The organism is Aquirufa originis (assembly GCF_042714495.1).
In the GTDB taxonomy this organism is placed as follows: domain Bacteria; phylum Bacteroidota; class Bacteroidia; order Cytophagales; family Spirosomataceae; genus Aquirufa; species Aquirufa originis.
In genome coordinates this window covers 997,615-1,013,937 of sequence record NZ_JBBKXY010000001.1, presented here as the reverse complement: position 1 = coordinate 1,013,937, position 16,323 = coordinate 997,615, and the positions used below count along the sequence as shown (strand labels likewise).

The following is a 16,323-nucleotide window of genomic DNA, read 5'->3' as shown; positions in this document are numbered from 1 at the left end:
ATTATTTCATTAAGACCTCAGCTAATAACAAATCCTCCGGAGTGGTGATTTTGATATTTTCATACGATCCTTCTACTAGGTTAATTTGTATTCCCAAAGCTTCCACTACACGCGCATCATCAGTGAAATCATCCGAATATTCCTGCATAAAGGCCTCTTTTAGGTCTTTAACAGAGAATATTTGAGGTGTTTGTATCAAACGTATGGAATCTCGGTTCAGATGTTCGAATCTTTTTTTATCAGCGGAATAAAACCGAACAGAATCCTTTGAAGCAACAGCCAAAACCGCATTTCCTTTTTCAGAAGCTGCTTGAAAGCTTGAGCTGATCAAAGCTGGATCTATCAAAGGCCTCACACCATCGTGAATGGCAACCATTCCGTCCTCTGATAAGGTTTGAATTGCCTGTTGGCTACTTTGGAATCGGGAGTTACCTCCAGCGACTAAACGATGCGGAATAGCAGGCAATCCGGCTATTAGCGTTTCCCAATAGGAAAACTGATCAACTGGTAATACCAGAATTATTTCTGTGGTAGCATCTGCCTGGTAAAAGGCAGCGATGGTATGGTATAAAACGGGTTTGCCCTGTAAAAGCAAAAATTGCTTAGGGACCGCACTCTGCATACGCTGACCGGAACCCCCTGCGACAATAATGGCATATTTTTTCAAAGCAAACCCGATTATTTCAATTAGATGATTAACATCACGTCACCATACGAGAAGAAACGGTATTTCTCTTTAATGGCTTGTTTGTACGCTTCTGTGATTAACTCGTGACCACCAAATGCCGATGCCATCATTAATAGAATCGATTCTGGAAGGTGGAAATTCGTTAATAAAGCTGTAGGGATTTTAAATTCGTAGGGAGGAAAGATGAATTTATCTGTCCAGCTATTAATAGGCTTTAGGTGGCCACTAGCTGATACAGAGGATTCTAATGCCTTCATAACGGTTGTTCCTACCGCTAATACTTGCTTTTTATTATCGATTGCTTCGTTCACAAATTTGCAAGTCGAATCGTCGATCATAAAGTGTTCTGAATCTGTTTTGTGTTTGGTCAAATCCTCAACATCTACTTGACGGAAAGTACCTAAACCGACGTGCAAAGTAATAGGAGTGAACTGAGCGCCGTTTAATTCCATACGCTTCATGACAATCTTCGAGAAGTGTAAACCCGCTGTAGGAGCCGCCACCGCACCTACGTGCTCTGCATAAATAGTTTGGAAACGATCGCGGTCATCTTCAGTCGCTGCTCTTTTGAAGCGAATCTCGTCCGGAAGTGGTGTTTCGCCTAATTCGTGGATCGCTTGCATTAAGGCATCATGATCACCATCATACAAGAAACGAATGGTCCGTCCACGAGAAGTAGTATTGTCGATCACCTCAGCCACAAGGTCTGAATCACCAAAATACAATTTATTACCTACACGGATTTTACGTGCTGGATCTACTAATACGTCCCAAAGACGGTGTTCTCTATTTAATTCTCTTAATAAAAAGACCTCGATTTGAGCTCCTGTTTTCTCTTTGTTACCGTATAGACGTGCAGGGAAAACTTTTGTATTGTTTGTCACTAACACATCACCTTCGCCGAAATAGTCGATGATATCTGTGAATTTCTTATGTTCAATCGTCTTATTCTTCCGATTAACCACCATCATACGCGCATCTTCGCGATTCTCGGTAGGGTTAAGGGCAATTAAATTTTGGGGTAAATCAAATCTGAATTCAGATAATTTCATTCTCAGCGGGTTTGAATTTTTATAATCTACAAATATACCATATTGAAGGGGGGCTTGTCAAGGTAAATTTTTGAAACAATCTAGAATCTGCGTAGTTTACCGCTTTAAGATACATAGAGGATGAAAAAAGTTTCCATATTTTGGTTTAGACGTGATTTAAGAATCGAAGACAATGCAGGATTATTCCAAGCTTTGTCCGAAAAAGATCCCGTCCTTCCTCTCTTTATTTTTGATACGAATATCTTAGATCGTCTTCCTTCTAAAAAAGATGGGCGAGTTGAGTTTATTCATCAATCAATTACTCAGCTGAATAAGGCGATAGGAGGTCATCTTTGTGTGAAATACGGTAATCCTATTGATATCTTCAAAGAGTTATTGAACGAATGGGATGTGGCCCGTATCTATACCAACCACGATTACGAACGGTATGGCTTGGATCGCGATGCAACAATAAGCTCGTTAGCCAAAGAAAAACGGGTAGAATTCAAAACGTTTAAGGATCAAGTCGTTTTTGAGAAGGATGAGGTTTTGTCAGGTGCTGGTACCCCCTACACCGTATTTACGCCTTATTCGCGCAAGTGGAAAGCCTTATTAGCCGGAATTGTTCTGCCTAATTATCCTTCCTCTACTAGCACAAATTATATTTCTGAGACGTTTAGCATTCCCTCCTTAACTGATATTGGTTTTCAGCCATCTGGTTTACATTTCCCTCAGGCCATTGTGGCAGATGAGTTGATTAAATCCTATGCTCAGGACCGTGATTTTCCTGCCAAACCAGGTACGTCCAGACTCTCGGTGCATCTACGTTTTGGAACGGTGTCGATTCGTTCTTTAGTTCGTCAGGTTTTGGGTAAGTCAGAAGTATGGTTGAATGAATTGATTTGGCGAGATTTTTATTTTAATATCCTTCATCATTTTCCCCACATATCTGACCGACATTCATTTAGAAAGGAATACGATCGAATGAATTGGCGCAATAACGAAGAGGAATTCAAGGCCTGGTGTGAAGGAAAAACAGGTTATCCGATTGTGGATGCCGGGATGCGGGAATTGAATGCCACTGGTTTTATGCACAATCGAGTGAGGATGATTGTGGCGAGCTTTTTAGTGAAGCACTTATTGATTGATTGGCGCTGGGGCGAAGCCTACTTTGCGGAGAAACTGTTAGATTTTGATTTTGCTGCGAATAATGGGGGATGGCAATGGGCAGCGGGTTCCGGTTGTGATGCGGCTCCTTATTTTAGAGTGTTTAATCCCACTTTGCAAACGCAAAAATTCGATCAATCTTTGGCCTATATCAAAAAATGGGTCCCTGAATTACAAGAATTGACCTATCCAACTCCTATTGTCAACCACGAGTTTGCGCGCGGTAGAGTTTTAGCGGCTTACAAAGAAGCTTTAGGGAAATAGATTTTCCTACCTTGAATGCTGTAATCGATTAAGTCGATGGTCAAGAATCCTATTTTTAAGTTCACTTGCACTTTTAATGGCACCTGGTACTCGTCATCGCTGATCCATAAACGAATCGCATCCTCCTCTTTGAACAAATTGTTCTTAGGCAAAAGTATATTGGTTTTAATGCTCGATCGTTTCCCTGCTTCCGTTTCAATGGTTTCCTTCGCTTTCACCACTAATACTAGTTCATAAATTTTACTATCTACTAATACCTGCGCGGACCATCTAGAGCCTGGTTTCTTGTCTGCCACGGGTTTACTTCGCAAGAAATAATAAGCGGAAATTAGGTCTAATAAATCTTTAGGACCTGCCATCGTGGTGGTGACGGGTTTGTTTTGAGGGGAGGTGATTTTCGCAAAACCTTTGTCCATTTGATACAGAACGGTTTCCTCTTTGCGGTATCGTCCTTCGCGTTTGCGCATTTCTGTCCTTAAGGGTAATAGGCTTTCCGAATCTATTTGAGCAGACCAATAATCGCGTAAGGGACTAAATAATTCAAGTACTCCAGTCGTTTTACCTTCAATTTCTACCTTTCTAACGGTTTGATTCCCTAGCACACTTGTTCCTGAGCTACTTTTTATGGTCGCTTCTGCGGCATTGATAAAGCCTAAGTGAATGCTGTATTTTAGATTTTCTCCAGCAATCAGCGACTTATTTTCCTGAGCCGAAAGGCTCAAAAAAGTAAACAAGAATAGAAAAATAACAAGAGTCTGATTTTTCATGCCAATGCACAATTTATTATCAATTGTTTGTATAAAAAATTAGGGGTAATTTTCTATTTTTGTATAGGCCAAACGATAAAACAAATATAGTCGATTGCCTCATAAATTTTTAGATAAAAAACGAAAATGGCGAAACAAGCTAGTGATGCGCAAGGCCTAGCGGCTGAAAAGTTAAAAGCTTTACAAACTACGTTAGAGAAATTAGATAAAGCTTACGGAAAAGGTACCGTTATGCGTTTATCAGACAGTAAAGTGATGGATGTTCCTGTAATATCAACAGGCTCCTTAGGATTAGACTTAGCCTTAGGCATTGGCGGTGTACCTAGAGGTCGTGTCGTAGAGATCTATGGTCCAGAATCTTCTGGTAAAACTACTTTAACCCTTCATATGATAGCAGAAGCTCAAAAAGCAGGAGGTTTAGCTGCTTTTGTGGATGCGGAACATGCTTTTGATCGCTCTTATGCAGAAAAATTAGGTATTGATTGTGAGAACTTGCTTATCTCTCAACCAGATAATGGTGAGCAGGCCTTAGAAATTGCAGAACACTTAATCTCTTCTGGAGCCATCGATATCATAGTGATTGACTCAGTGGCTGCTTTAGTGCCTAAAGCAGAGATTGAAGGGGAGATGGGGGATTCTAAAATGGGTTTACAAGCTCGTTTGATGTCTCAAGCCTTACGTAAATTAACAGGAACGATTAATAAGACGGGCTGTTGCTGTGTTTTCATTAATCAGTTACGTGATAAGATTGGGGTCATGTTTGGTTCTCCAGAAACGACCACGGGTGGTAATGCTTTGAAATTCTATGCTTCGGTACGTTTAGATATTCGTCGTGCAGGTCAAATTAAAGAAAGCGCAGATTCGATCACCGGAAATAGAACTCGTGTGAAAGTTGTGAAGAATAAATTAGCGCCTCCTTTTAAAGTAGTTGAGTTCGATATTATGTATGGCGAAGGTATTTCGAAAGCGGGAGAAATCCTTGATCTAGGAGTGGATTTAAACGTCATCGATAAATCGGGTTCTTGGTTCTCTTATAATGGAAACCGTTTAGGTCAAGGTCGCGATGCGGTTAAAGACTTAATTAAAGATAATCCAGAATTAATGGAAGAGTTAGAGGCTAAAATTAAAGATAAGGTCAAAGTCGATGATAGTGCGCTTATAGATAAAGACGCGGTAGCAGAATAAGCTTGAATTTACTGGTAATAAAAAAGCGGCTAATGAAAATTAGTCGCTTTTTTTATGATTGAACTCCTTTGAGATTAAATCGGGTAAATAGGTTTCGGATGGTCTTTTCGACACTTTGATCTGTTTCCATCGCCTCTGAGATAGCTTGCACAGCATGTATGACGGTACTGTGATCTCTTCCGCCAAAATGGTAGCCAATCGACTTTAATGGTAGATTAGTCAATTCTTTAAGCATATACATCGCAATTTGACGCGGGAAAACATTTTCCTTCTTGCGGCATTTACCACGTAAAGTATCGAGATCTACATCAAAATGGTTTGTAACCACATCTAAGATACTTTCTACACTTAATTCTTTCTCTTGTTCGTTAACAATGCTTTTCAGAGTAGACTTCGCTAATTCCAAATCTATTTCCTTGCGCGTCAAAGAAGCCTGTGCCATGAGGGAAATTATCACGCCTTCTAATTCTCGAACGTTCGTTTGAATCGAATGTGCTAAATACTCTAACACATCAAAATCGATTTGAATCCCATCTTCTTGCAATTTCTTTTGGATAATGGCAATTCTGGTCTCAAAATCTGGTTGTTGCAAATCAGCCGTTAAACCCCACTTAAATCGAGAAAGCAAACGATCTTCCATTCCAGCTAAATCTCTTGGAGCACGGTCTGAAGAAAGTATAATTTGTTTTCCCGATTGGTGCAGGTGATTAAAGATATTAAAGAAAGTCTCTTGTGTTTTCTCTTTTCCGGACAAGAACTGAACATCATCAATGATTAACACATCTACTTGTAAGTAGAAATTAGTGAAGGCTTCGATGGAATTATTCCGGATGGCATTTACAAATTGGTTCGTGAATTTTTCAGTAGAAACGTAAAGAACAAATTTTTCAGGGTAAGAATCTTTAATCTGATTACCAATGGCTTGGATTAAGTGCGTTTTGCCTAAACCTACACCACCGTAAATCATCAATGGATTAAAGGCTGTTAATCCAGGTTTGTTAGCAACAGCCATGCCCGCAGCGCGCCCTAGGCGATTGCAATCTCCTTCGATGAATTTGTCAAAAGTATATTTTGGAATTAAATAAGAATCTAATTCTAAAGAATCTAAGTTTTTTAGTTCAAAAGGACTCTTTGCTGGGTTAGGGAAGTTTGCTGCTTTCGCATTTTGATTTTGAGATTGATTAGTCGGAGGAAGATTGAATGTGATGGGAGGATTCTTGCGATCACCTTTATCCACTACAATGGAATATTCTAACATTCCTTGACGGCCAATTGTTAAATCGATAGCCTTTCTCAAGTCTGAAACGTGCTTCTCCTCTAGCCATTCATAGAAGAATTGAGATGGTACTTGAATCAATAAGGTGTTGTTTTCAAATTTAAGCGGAACGATGGGTGCAAACCAAGTTGCGAAACTTTGCTCTGAGATATCATTTTTGATGATATTCAGACAATTATTCCACAAGTCTCTAACTTCGAGTTGCATTAATTTTATGGGTCAAACAGTTCTCAGGGCGAATTTTAAAGGAATTCACCTTAGCTTAAAGTTTATAAGTTTTAAATGGTTCTTATTTAAGAAAACGACTAATTTTTCTCAAGCGGGGAGACAAAAATAGTAAAATAAGATGTCGTTCCAAATTTGAAATCGAAAATAAATCCAGTTTTTTTTAGAAAAAAAAAGCCTCAAAATTTGCTTCTAAAAATTGTTCAAAATTAGTGTGGTTTAATCATTCATTAACTTGAAAAAGTATAACAAAATTATTTAACCACTAGAAGAGATGAGGGTAGTATTGTAATCTCGATGGTTCCCAATTCGAGTAAAAGACTTTCGCCATCCAGATGGTAGGGAATTCCTTCAGGTGCGTTAATGTGCAGTGATTTGATAGTTGAGATCGTTACTAACGGGTTGTTAGGTAGATTTTTACGAAATAGACTTATTCCAAGATTGACTAATGACCAAATAGATCCAGGTTTTACCTGTATTGCTTCTAATTGTCCATCTTGTAAGTCAGATTCAGGTGAAATGTAGGCATTGTTTCCGAACTGATTCGCGTTTGCGACTGTAAAGGAGAATACAGTTCCTTTTTCTTTGATTTCAATTACCTGGTATTTGCTCAATGTCACAAGAGTCGAGTAAATGTAATTAAAGAATCCACGCTTTCCTCTCAGAGCAAAATGGGCTGCAACATAGGCATCGAATCCTATTCCTGCAGTGCAAAAGAAAGGGCGATCATTCCATTTTCCTGCATCTATCGATATAATGGAACCGTTAATAGCTCGATCTAGCGCTTTATTAAAAGATAGTGGGATATCTAAATGCCTTGCTAGCCCATTTCCAGATCCCATCGGAATAATACCTAAGGGAATGGAAGTATGTAAGAGTGCGGAAGCCACTTCATTAATGGTACCATCACCTCCAATCGCAATGATTCTATCTGCACCCTCTGAAATGGCCTGCTTTGTCAATTCAGAGGCATGGTTCATTCGCTCTGTTTGCCAAACTTTGGAATCAGATATAGCCCGCAATTTTGCAATTATTCGTTCCCTTTTTTGCGAAGAATTGGTTCCTGCGTTTGGGTTAAGAATAAAATGAATCATGAGTTTAATTTAAATATGCACAAAAATAGAATCAAATTTTGGTTTAATTTTACAAAAAATGATCAATCTATGTTAGAAGTTGGAAACGCGTATGAGATCGAATTCTCATTTACACAGGAGCAAGTCAATGATTTCTGTAAAATATCAGGAGATTTTAACCCCTTGCATTGGGATGAAGCCTATGCAGCTACTACCCCTTTTAAAAAGCCAATTATTCATGGCGCTTTAATTGCGAGTGTTTTTTCTCGCGTGATGGGAATGGAGTTTCCGGGAGAAGGAAGTGTGTATTTGAAGCAAGTGTCTGAATTCAAGCGTCCTTTGTTTGTAGGAACAACCTACAAAGCAAAATTCGAAATTGTGAGTACAAACCCGGCTAAACATACAGCTGAAATCTCTACTCAAGTATTCGAATTAGAGCGGGGAAAAATAATGGTGGATGGAATGGCATCAGCTATGCATGCAGAACTCTTTTAGACAAAAAAAAGCCCGATGAATATCGGGCTTTTTTTATCAAGAGGGGAAAAATTATTTTCCTGAGTTTTTCTTGTCTTGAACTTCAGTACGAATTTCTTGTGCTAAAGTCTTCAATTGTTGTAAACCACCTCTTACGCGAGTACCAGCTGCTTGATTTCCTTTATCGTAGAATTTTTCGAAATCTCCTTCTAAAGATAAAATTAAGTCCTTTACTTGTGCAAATCTACTCATGATAATTTGTTTTTTAGGTTGTGTAAATAATATTAGATTGTCTTTATGCCCTTAAATGAGCTTTAATAAGCGAAATTTAGTAAAAAACTTGTTGTGTGCAAATTAAAATCAAGAAAAAACAGAAAAAAAATTCAAAAAAGTACAATTTTTTCTTATTTAACCGTTAAATCAATCAATTATTGCGCGTAGTAGCCTGATTTCAATCTTTCTTGCACTTCAGCAAAGCAATTGCAGGTATATTCGATATCTGCTAAGCTATGAGAAGAGGTAGGAATGATTCTTAACATGATTTGGCCCTTAGGGACTACCGGATAAACGACAATACTACAGAAGATACCCATGTTTTCGCGTAAGTCACGTACTAATTTTGTTACTGCAGCGATATCATAATCACCATGTAAGAATACTGGAGTTACTGGAGATTGAGTTTCTCCGATATCAAATCCTTTCTCTTTCAATCCTTTTTGTAAGGCACGGACATTTGCCCATAGGGTTTCTCTTAATTCGGGATGTTTTTTAATCAACTCCAAACGTTTCATTCCACCGATCACAAATGGCATAGGTAATGCTTTTGCATAGGTTTGAGAACGCATATTATATTTTAAATACATGATAATTTCCTTAGGAGCGGCAACGAAGGCTCCGATTGCAGCCATGGATTTAGCAAAAGTGGAGAAGTATAGATCAATCCCTTCAGTACAATTCAAGTATTCGCCTACTCCTTTTCCATTGTCACCCATGGTTCCAAAACCGTGGGCATCATCTACTAACATACGGAAATTGAAGTCTTTTTTCATCTCCACGATCTTGTCTAAAGATCCTACTTTACCAGACATCCCGAAAACACCTTCCGTGATTACTAAAATACCTCCACCAGTTTCATTTGTGATTTTAGTTGCACGCTCTAAGTTTTTACGCAATGAATCCATGTCATTGTGGTTGAACTTATAGTATTGTCCCATTTTAGCTTTGTGAAGACGAATACCATCAATTAAACAAGCGTGAGATTCTGCATCATAGACAATTACATCTTTGTGGTCAACCATACATTCAATGATGGACATAACGCCTTGGTAGCCGTAGTTAAGCAAGAACGCGTCCTCTTTTCCAACGAATTCAGCCAATTGACGCTCAAATTCTTCGTGCTCATCTGTATTACCTGACATCATACGGGCTCCCATAGGGTAGGCTAAACCGTATTTCGCCGTTGCTTCAGCATCTGCTTTTCTAACTTCTGGGTGATTCGCAAGTCCTAAATAGTTATTTAAAGACCAGTTTAACATTTCTTTGCCCATGAAGGTCATCCTTGGGCCTAATTCACCTGTTAATTTTGGGAATGAAAAATAATGATGGGAATAATGGGCATGTGCACCGATCGGCCCCATGTTATTAGCTACCTTCTCGAAAATATCCACTGTTAGTCTACGTTTTATTGAAAAATTCTTTAAATAATCACAAAGTTAAATTATATTTTTATTATCGCAATGTTAGTAAATCATCGGATTCTATTAATTTGTCATTTCATTTCAAAACATCCCTAAAATGACTAAGTATTTTCTTCTTGTTTTTTTTTCCTATTCACTTTTAGCTCAAACTACGCAAAAGCCTTTAATCGAAGGAAAGCAAGGTATGGTAGTATCGACCCATCCTGCTGCCTCTGAAATTGGTTTATCCATTTTGAAAAAAGGGGGTAATGCGATTGATGCAGCGGTGGCAGTGAATTTTGCCTTAGCTGTTTCACATCCATCCGCTGGAAACATTGGAGGTGGAGGATTTCTCGTTTATCGGGATAAATCAGGAAGTGTAAAAGCCTTAGATTACCGAGAGAAAGCGCCATCTGCTGCAAGTCGAGATATGTATTTAGATGCAGAGGGTAAAATTATTCCAGGTAAAAGTATGACAGGTATTTTCTCCGTGGGTGTTCCTGGTACTGTAGCAGGGATGCAAGAAATGCACGCTAAATTAGGTCGCTTGCCATGGAATGAACTCTTACAGCCTGCGGTAGATTTAGCGAGAAATGGATTGGTTTTAACGGAGAAAGAAGCAAGGGGTTTAAATCGCCAAAGAACGGAGTTTATGAAAGAAAATCCGGGAAAGAATTACTTATTATCCGCAGAGGGAAAAGAGTGGAAGGTAGGTGATTTGTTAGTTCAAGGCGATTTAGCGAATACCTTGGAATTGATTTTAAAGAAGAAGGCCAAAGGTTTTTACAAAGGCCAAACTGCGCGTAACATTGTGAAGGAGATGAAAGCGCAAAACGGCATCATTTCGAAGAGGGATTTACGACATTATCAAGCTGTTTGGCGTACACCTATCAAGAGTCAATACAAAAATTACCAGATTATTGGTATGCCGCCACCCAGCAGTGGAGGAGTAGCCTTAGCGCAATTATTACAAATGGTGGCACCTTATTCGCTTAAAAAGTGGGGTCCTACCTCTGATTCGACTATTCAGGTGATGGTAGAAACGGAAAGACGTGTCTATGCAGATCGTGCGAAATGGTTAGGAGATCCGGATTTTGTTAAAGTTCCAGTCAATGAATTAATTGATCCTACGTATGCTACATCTCGAATGTCATCGATGAATTTTAACCAAGCGACAAAGAGTGCTGACATTCAGGCAGGCGCTTTTCCAGGTTATGAAAGCCCAGAAACAACGCATTATAGTATTGTAGACGGTGAGGGAAATGCGGTTTCGATTACCACTACCTTAAATAACTCTTATGGTTCTAAAGTATTTGTAGGTGGATCTGGTTTCTTGTTAAATGACGAGATGGATGATTTTTCTGCCAAAGCTGGTGCTCCCAATCTGTATGGTTTAATCGGTTCCAAGGCCAATGAGATTCAACCCAACAAGCGCATGCTTTCTAGTATGACTCCTACGATTGTAGAGGAGAATGGTAAACTGAAAATGGTGGTTGGGACTCCAGGTGGTTCTACGATCATTACCAGTGTATTCCAAGTAGTCTTGAATACCTTGGAAATGGGGATGAATATGCAGCAAGCGGTAGAATATCCTCGTTTCCATCACCAATGGATGCCGGAGAAAATTACGTCAGAACCGAAGCGTTTTTCGGAGGAACAACAAATTCGCCTTCAAACGAAAGGCTACACCTTTGCGCCTGTTTCTGCAATTGGTTTAGTAGAGGGAATTTTAGTGTTACCGAATGGGAACCTGCAGGGTGGTGCAGATTCCCGTGGGGATGATACCGTGTCTGCCTATTGAAATAAGGTAGCGACGAAATAGGCGGCAGCAGCGGCTGCCGCACCTATAGAGGTTACTTTTAATGATCCGATGATGGGGTTTTGGCCCGTTACTTTACTCTTAAAGTAGCCAAATACCAACAAGGCTAAAATAGTTACTTCGGCAGAATAGAGTAAACCGTCCTGCGGTTTCTCTACGTAGAAATAGGGTAGAAGTGGAATGAAACCTCCCACGATATACGAAATACCGATAGTTAAAGCGGAATTTCGAGCGCGATTAGGATCTGGTCGTTCCAGACCTAATTCGAAGCGCATCATGAAATCGACCCACTTGTCTTTGTCTTTGGAAATACATTCAACGACGATCTCCTGTGCCTCAGGGCTTAAACCATAATCTTCAAATACATCTCTGATTTCTTGTTTTTCTCTTTCAGGCACGCGTTCTACTTCGTCGTATTCGCGTTTCAATTCTGACTCGTAGTGTTCTTGTTCGGTTTGGCCTGCTAAAAAACCGCCTAGTCCCATCGCGATAGAACCGGCAACAATTTCTGCAATACCAGCTGTTGTAACGATGTTTGCAGAAGCAACAGCTCCCGAGAGTCCAGCCGCTAAGGCAAATGGAACTGTCAATCCATCTGACATTCCTATGACTACATCTGTGATGAAATCGGAACTTTTTAGATGTTGTTCGTGTAAATGATGATCGTGTGAATTCATATTATCGGATGCCGTGCATCATACGTTTAAGAGGACCATTGGCAAGGCCAAACAAAATTATAGAGGCAATTCCGGCCATTATTACAAATACTATGAAAAAATCATAGAGGTTTTTAATCTCAAACCCTAAGAAACTAGGGAAAACGGTTTGGCCTACTACCGCGGTTGCTGGAGGTAATAAGGCTCCTAAAGTACCCGATAAAGCATATCCAGCCGCATTGGCTAAGAACCAAACACCCATCAATAAAGAAGAGAATCGTTTAGGCGCTAACTTAGATACTAAAGACAATCCGATGGGTGAAAGACTTAGTTCGCCCATCGTGTGGAATAAATACATGATGAATAACCAAATAACCCCTAGTTTATCTGTACCCAGGTTCTTCACTTTAAGCGCGATGATTAAATATCCGATCGCTAATAGCATCAGTCCAATGGCTTGCTTACCTGGCGAATTAGGTTCGATTCCCTTTTTAGCAAGGCGCATCCAAAGCCAAGAGAAAGGGAAGGCTAGGATGATGATGAAGAAGGAATTCGCGTTCTGAACGGAACTTGGCGGTAACATAATGCCAAAGAAATTCAAATCCGTCTGCTGGTCTGCAATAAAGGTTAAGGATGATCCAGCTTGCTCATAAGCCGCCCAAAAGAAAATGACAAAGAAGGCCACAAAGTACATCACCCAAATTCGATCTCGTTCAATTTTGGTTAAGGTTTTGTCCCTCATGATCAAGAAAGCTAAGCTGATTCCCGCTGAATAGATAACTGGATAAATCCAGTCTTTTATCGGATTTGCCACTTCAGTGACGAATAAATAATGAAATCCGATGATTAGACCAATAAATAAGGCGCTGGAAATAATGATTGATTGAGTCGAGAACTCTGCTTTTTCAGTCTCCGTATCGGCTGTTTTATTCTCACTAAAGGTAGGAGCTAATCCAATTTCACTTCCATCAGGAGCTTTTAAAAACACTCCTTTTAATAAAATGAATAAAATGGTACCTACTAACATCGCTGCTCCTGCTGCTAAAAAGCCCCATTTGAATGCTTCAATTACGCGAATGCCATCCACTTTTACATCCCCTAACCAAGGGCAAATAAGCATTCCTAGCATCGCACCGGTATTGATACCCATATAGAAGATGGTAAAGGCTGCATCCAAACGGCTATCGCCTTTTTCATACAACTGACCCACCATGGAAGAAATATTCGGTTTGAAGAAACCATTGCCTATAATCAAGAATAATAATCCACCCCACATTAAATTCGTAGCGAAGGGAACATCTAATGTAAATGAGCTGGCTGAACTAAATAATAAGAGTTGACCAATAGCCATCGATAATCCACCACCGATAATACTGTTGCGATTGCCTATGTAGCGATCCGAAATATATCCACCTAGCATGGGAGTTAAATAACTGAGCCCCAAGAATCCACCATATAAAATAGCGGCTTCATCTTGTTTAAAGGAAAGGGCGCTTACTAAAAAGAGGGAAAGTATAGCCCGCATTCCATAAAAATTGAAACGCTCCCACATTTCCGTGGAATAAAGAAAATAAAGTCCTTTAGGGTGAGAAGTACTGTTTGATGACATATAGGTTTGCTGAATTTTTGATGACAAGATACAAGAAATTCGAGATAGATGTGAAACCTTTTTTGTAATATTGTTAATTCATTTCGTTAAACATCCTATGGGCAAAACAATCGCGATTGCAAATCAAAAAGGGGGAGTAGGGAAAACAACGACAGCCATTAATTTAGCTGCCAGTTTAGCTGCTTTTGAATTCAAGACCCTATTGATCGATGCGGATCCCCAGGCTAATTCCACTTCTGGATTAGGTTTTAACCCGAAAGAAGTGAAAAATAGTATCTACGAATGTATGGTGGGGCTTTCTACCGTTCAGGATAGTATTCTACCTACCGAAGTTCCTTTTTTAGATATCATTCCATCTCACATCGATTTAGTAGGTGCGGAGATTGAAATGATCAATCTGAACAATCGGGAACGGAAGATGAAAGAAGCTTTAGAAGCGGTAAAGGATCAATATGATTTCATCATCATGGATTGCTCTCCTTCCTTAGGTTTAATTACCATTAATAGTCTTACTGCTGCGGATTCAGTGATTATTCCTGTGCAATGTGAGTACTATGCGCTGGAAGGTTTAGGTAAATTACTGAATACCATAAAGATTATTCAGTCGCGTTTGAATACCGCATTAGTGATTGAAGGGATATTATTAACGATGTACGATTTGCGTTTGCGCTTATCGAATCAGGTGGTTAATGAAGTGAATTCTCACTTTAAGAATATGGTTTTTGAGACGATAATTCCGCGTAATATTCGTTTGTCTGAATCGCCTAGTTTTGGGGTTCCGGCTATTTTACACGATGCAGATAGTAAGGGTGCGATTAGTTATTTGAATTTAGCCAAAGAGATTATTCGTAAGAATGGTTTATTAGTGACCATCTAGGTACAGCAATATGAGTGCAAAGCAAGAAAATACAAAGAAGAGAACGGGTTTAGGTCGTGGTTTAGGTGCTTTATTAGAAGATTCTGATGGAGGTGGCTTACAAGCACGTCATCCATCTGATTTCGCAGGAAGTCTGGAAGGAGTGAACTTAATGGATGAGATTGCCTTAGAATTAATCGAAACCAATCCCTTTCAACCACGTGAATACTTTGCTCCAGAAGCTTTACAAGAATTAGCGGAATCGATTCGCGTGCAGGGCATTATTCAGCCCATTACGGTGCGTAAGGTTTCTGCCAAAAAATACCAATTAATCTCTGGCGAACGTCGTTTTCAAGCGTCTAAAATTGCTGGATTAAAGACCATTCCGGCCTATGTTCGGACGGCTGACGATCAACAAATGATCGAAATGGCCTTGATCGAGAACATTCAAAGGGAGAACCTAAATGCCATCGAGATTGCTCTTTCCTATAAGCGATTAATGGAGGAATGCGATTTAAAGCAAGAGGATTTAGGAGCTCGTGTAGGGAAGAATCGTTCTACGGTAACGAATTATATGCGTTTGTTGAAATTACCACCGCATATTCAAGTGGCGATTCGGGATAATAAATTATCAATGGGTCACGCTCGTTGCTTAATTTCTTTGGAAGACACCGCTTTGCAAAATGCATTATTCCAAAAAGCCATAGCTGAAGATTGGTCTGTTAGACGTCTAGAAGATGCTGTTCGCCAATCAGGTACGATGGATACACCTACGCCTGGAACAGCCTCGGTCAAAGTTTCAGCTCAGGAGCTTCAAACTTGGCAAGCCACCTTGAAATCTTTTTTCAAAGCACCCGTTGCTTTGAAAATCAATGAAAAAGGAGAAGGAGAGATCAAGTTAAGTTTTAAGACGAAAGAAGAGCTTTTAACCATTCTTAACAAAGTTCAATAATGTACTTTCGGTACTTCCTGCTAGTTTTGTTGATACCGTTAGGCCTGCACGCAAAGGATGTGAAGGATTCGGTTCAATTGAAACCAGTGGTGAAAGCTGTATCGAAACCGTATAAAATCATTCCGCGACAAGCCACGCTTAAGTCCTTAATGATCCCAGGTTGGGGACAATTGTATAATAGACAATACTGGAAATTACCCTTAGTGGCTGGCGCATTTGTATCTCTTGGAATGATTGCGAATTGGAATGATGTTCGATACGCGAAATATAGAGAGTATTATTACCAAGTTTCTACTCACGTAGATGACCCTTCTTATAAACCACCTACCACGGTAGCGGTTCCTTATGAGGATGGGACCATACGGGATTTAGATGTCAATCAGTTAAAGCGATTGACGGATGGATACCGCAGAAACCGGGATTATACGTACATTGGGATGGTTTTAGCGTGGACCTTAAATGTGGTGGATGCGAATGTAAGTGCTCATTTGAAAACATTTGATGTGTCAGATGATATCAGTTTAAAGGTGAAACCGACAGTTGATTACCAGCCTTTTTCCCAAAGTTTGGTATCCGGACTCACTTTAACGTTTAATTTTAAATAA

At 39.6% G+C, this 16,323-nt stretch carries 16 protein-coding genes; 7 read left to right on the top strand and 9 right to left on the bottom strand.

Annotation, left to right across the window (positions count from 1 at the left end; translation table 11 throughout):
• Position 1: 1 nt before the first annotated feature.
• Together SKC35_RS04440 and queA are read right to left on the bottom strand one after the other, a co-directional pair.
• The gene (locus SKC35_RS04440) at positions 2–667 is read right to left on the bottom strand and encodes a 2-C-methyl-D-erythritol 4-phosphate cytidylyltransferase (protein ID WP_377978230.1); all 666 of its coding nucleotides are present in this window, start codon (positions 665–667) and stop codon (positions 2–4) included.
• A gap of 20 nt (positions 668–687) precedes the next feature.
• Positions 688–1,740 carry a tRNA preQ1(34) S-adenosylmethionine ribosyltransferase-isomerase QueA gene (gene queA, locus SKC35_RS04435; protein ID WP_130896843.1) on the bottom strand — a complete coding sequence of 351 codons (1,053 nt, stop codon included), beginning with the start codon at positions 1,738–1,740 and terminating at the stop codon, positions 688–690.
• Between the two features lie 120 nt (positions 1,741–1,860).
• Here queA and SKC35_RS04430 point away from each other — a divergent pair, with 120 nt between their 5' ends.
• Positions 1,861–3,150 (top strand): cryptochrome/photolyase family protein, encoded by a 1,290-nt coding sequence (locus SKC35_RS04430; protein ID WP_377978229.1) that lies wholly within the window; start codon positions 1,861–1,863, stop codon positions 3,148–3,150.
• Here SKC35_RS04430 and SKC35_RS04425 read toward each other — a convergent pair.
• Positions 3,126–3,917 (bottom strand): DUF3108 domain-containing protein, encoded by a 792-nt coding sequence (locus SKC35_RS04425; protein ID WP_377978228.1) that lies wholly within the window; start codon positions 3,915–3,917, stop codon positions 3,126–3,128. The genes SKC35_RS04430 and SKC35_RS04425 overlap by 25 nt on opposite strands.
• Positions 3,918–4,043: 126 nt before the next feature.
• Here SKC35_RS04425 and recA point away from each other — a divergent pair, with 126 nt between their 5' ends.
• Entirely contained in the window at positions 4,044–5,102 is a 1,059-nt protein-coding gene (gene recA, locus SKC35_RS04420) for a recombinase RecA (protein ID WP_377978227.1), read from the top strand.
• Positions 5,103–5,154: 52 nt separating this feature from the next.
• On the opposite strand, the gene dnaA is transcribed toward recA, so the two are convergent.
• Complete coding sequence (gene dnaA / locus SKC35_RS04415; RefSeq protein ID WP_377978226.1) at positions 5,155–6,585, bottom strand: chromosomal replication initiator protein DnaA; 1,431 nt, start codon at positions 6,583–6,585, stop codon at positions 5,155–5,157.
• A 272-nt stretch (positions 6,586–6,857) separates the two neighbouring features.
• A complete protein-coding gene (locus SKC35_RS04410; RefSeq protein WP_377978225.1) occupies positions 6,858–7,697 on the bottom strand; it encodes a diacylglycerol/lipid kinase family protein in 840 nt (279 codons plus the stop codon).
• A gap of 69 nt (positions 7,698–7,766) precedes the next feature.
• Between SKC35_RS04410 and SKC35_RS04405 the strand changes: the two genes are divergently transcribed.
• The gene (locus SKC35_RS04405; RefSeq protein WP_377978224.1) at positions 7,767–8,171 is read left to right on the top strand and encodes a MaoC family dehydratase; all 405 of its coding nucleotides are present in this window, start codon (positions 7,767–7,769) and stop codon (positions 8,169–8,171) included.
• Between the two features lie 51 nt (positions 8,172–8,222).
• On the opposite strand, the gene SKC35_RS04400 is transcribed toward SKC35_RS04405, so the two are convergent.
• Positions 8,223–8,402, bottom strand: coding sequence for a histone H1 (locus tag SKC35_RS04400; RefSeq protein ID WP_130896836.1), 180 nt, complete (start codon positions 8,400–8,402; stop codon positions 8,223–8,225).
• Between the two features lie 176 nt (positions 8,403–8,578).
• A complete protein-coding gene (locus SKC35_RS04395) occupies positions 8,579–9,817 on the bottom strand; it encodes an aminotransferase class I/II-fold pyridoxal phosphate-dependent enzyme (RefSeq protein WP_377978223.1) in 1,239 nt (412 codons plus the stop codon).
• Between the two features lie 127 nt (positions 9,818–9,944).
• Here SKC35_RS04395 and ggt point away from each other — a divergent pair, with 127 nt between their 5' ends.
• On the top strand, positions 9,945–11,627 hold the full coding sequence (ggt, locus tag SKC35_RS04390; RefSeq protein ID WP_377978222.1) for a gamma-glutamyltransferase: 1,683 nt from the start codon (positions 9,945–9,947) through the stop codon (positions 11,625–11,627).
• On the opposite strand, the gene SKC35_RS04385 is transcribed toward ggt, so the two are convergent.
• Positions 11,621–12,322, bottom strand: coding sequence for a VIT1/CCC1 transporter family protein (locus tag SKC35_RS04385; RefSeq protein ID WP_377978221.1), 702 nt, complete (start codon positions 12,320–12,322; stop codon positions 11,621–11,623). The two genes, ggt and SKC35_RS04385, sit on opposite strands and share 7 nt — an antisense overlap.
• Position 12,323: 1 nt before the next feature.
• Complete coding sequence (locus SKC35_RS04380) at positions 12,324–13,910, bottom strand: peptide MFS transporter (protein ID WP_377978220.1); 1,587 nt, start codon at positions 13,908–13,910, stop codon at positions 12,324–12,326.
• 97 nt (positions 13,911–14,007) lie between these two features.
• On the opposite strand from SKC35_RS04380, the gene SKC35_RS04375 reads away from it, so the two are divergent.
• The 3 genes from SKC35_RS04375 to SKC35_RS04365 are packed head-to-tail and all read left to right on the top strand — an operon-like array spanning position 14,008 to position 16,323.
• A complete protein-coding gene (locus tag SKC35_RS04375; protein ID WP_130896832.1) occupies positions 14,008–14,787 on the top strand; it encodes a ParA family protein in 780 nt (259 codons plus the stop codon).
• Positions 14,788–14,797: 10 nt separating this feature from the next.
• The gene (locus SKC35_RS04370; RefSeq protein WP_377978219.1) at positions 14,798–15,718 is read left to right on the top strand and encodes a ParB/RepB/Spo0J family partition protein; all 921 of its coding nucleotides are present in this window, start codon (positions 14,798–14,800) and stop codon (positions 15,716–15,718) included.
• Positions 15,718–16,323, top strand: a complete 606-nt coding sequence (locus SKC35_RS04365) for a DUF5683 domain-containing protein (RefSeq protein ID WP_377978218.1) — start codon at positions 15,718–15,720, stop codon at positions 16,321–16,323. The genes SKC35_RS04370 and SKC35_RS04365 overlap by 1 nt, the downstream gene beginning before the upstream one ends.

Bases quoted from the DNA above. Each gene is read 5' to 3' on its own strand.
- queA (WP_130896843.1), bottom strand. From the start codon at position 1,740: ATGAAATTATCTGAATTCAGATTTGATTTACCCCAAAATTTAATTGCC.
- SKC35_RS04430 (WP_377978229.1), top strand. From the start codon at position 1,861: ATGAAAAAAGTTTCCATATTTTGGTTTAGACGTGATTTAAGAATCGAA.
- SKC35_RS04425 (WP_377978228.1), bottom strand. From the start codon at position 3,917: ATGAAAAATCAGACTCTTGTTATTTTTCTATTCTTGTTTACTTTTTTG.
- recA (WP_377978227.1), top strand. From the start codon at position 4,044: ATGGCGAAACAAGCTAGTGATGCGCAAGGCCTAGCGGCTGAAAAGTTA.
- dnaA (WP_377978226.1), bottom strand. From the start codon at position 6,585: ATGCAACTCGAAGTTAGAGACTTGTGGAATAATTGTCTGAATATCATC.
- SKC35_RS04410 (WP_377978225.1), bottom strand. From the start codon at position 7,697: ATGATTCATTTTATTCTTAACCCAAACGCAGGAACCAATTCTTCGCAA.
- SKC35_RS04405 (WP_377978224.1), top strand. From the start codon at position 7,767: ATGTTAGAAGTTGGAAACGCGTATGAGATCGAATTCTCATTTACACAG.
- SKC35_RS04400 (WP_130896836.1), bottom strand. From the start codon at position 8,402: ATGAGTAGATTTGCACAAGTAAAGGACTTAATTTTATCTTTAGAAGGA.
- ggt (WP_377978222.1), top strand. From the start codon at position 9,945: ATGACTAAGTATTTTCTTCTTGTTTTTTTTTCCTATTCACTTTTAGCT.
- SKC35_RS04385 (WP_377978221.1), bottom strand. From the start codon at position 12,322: ATGAATTCACACGATCATCATTTACACGAACAACATCTAAAAAGTTCC.
- SKC35_RS04380 (WP_377978220.1), bottom strand. From the start codon at position 13,910: ATGTCATCAAACAGTACTTCTCACCCTAAAGGACTTTATTTTCTTTAT.
- SKC35_RS04375 (WP_130896832.1), top strand. From the start codon at position 14,008: ATGGGCAAAACAATCGCGATTGCAAATCAAAAAGGGGGAGTAGGGAAA.
- SKC35_RS04370 (WP_377978219.1), top strand. From the start codon at position 14,798: ATGAGTGCAAAGCAAGAAAATACAAAGAAGAGAACGGGTTTAGGTCGT.
- SKC35_RS04365 (WP_377978218.1), top strand. From the start codon at position 15,718: ATGTACTTTCGGTACTTCCTGCTAGTTTTGTTGATACCGTTAGGCCTG.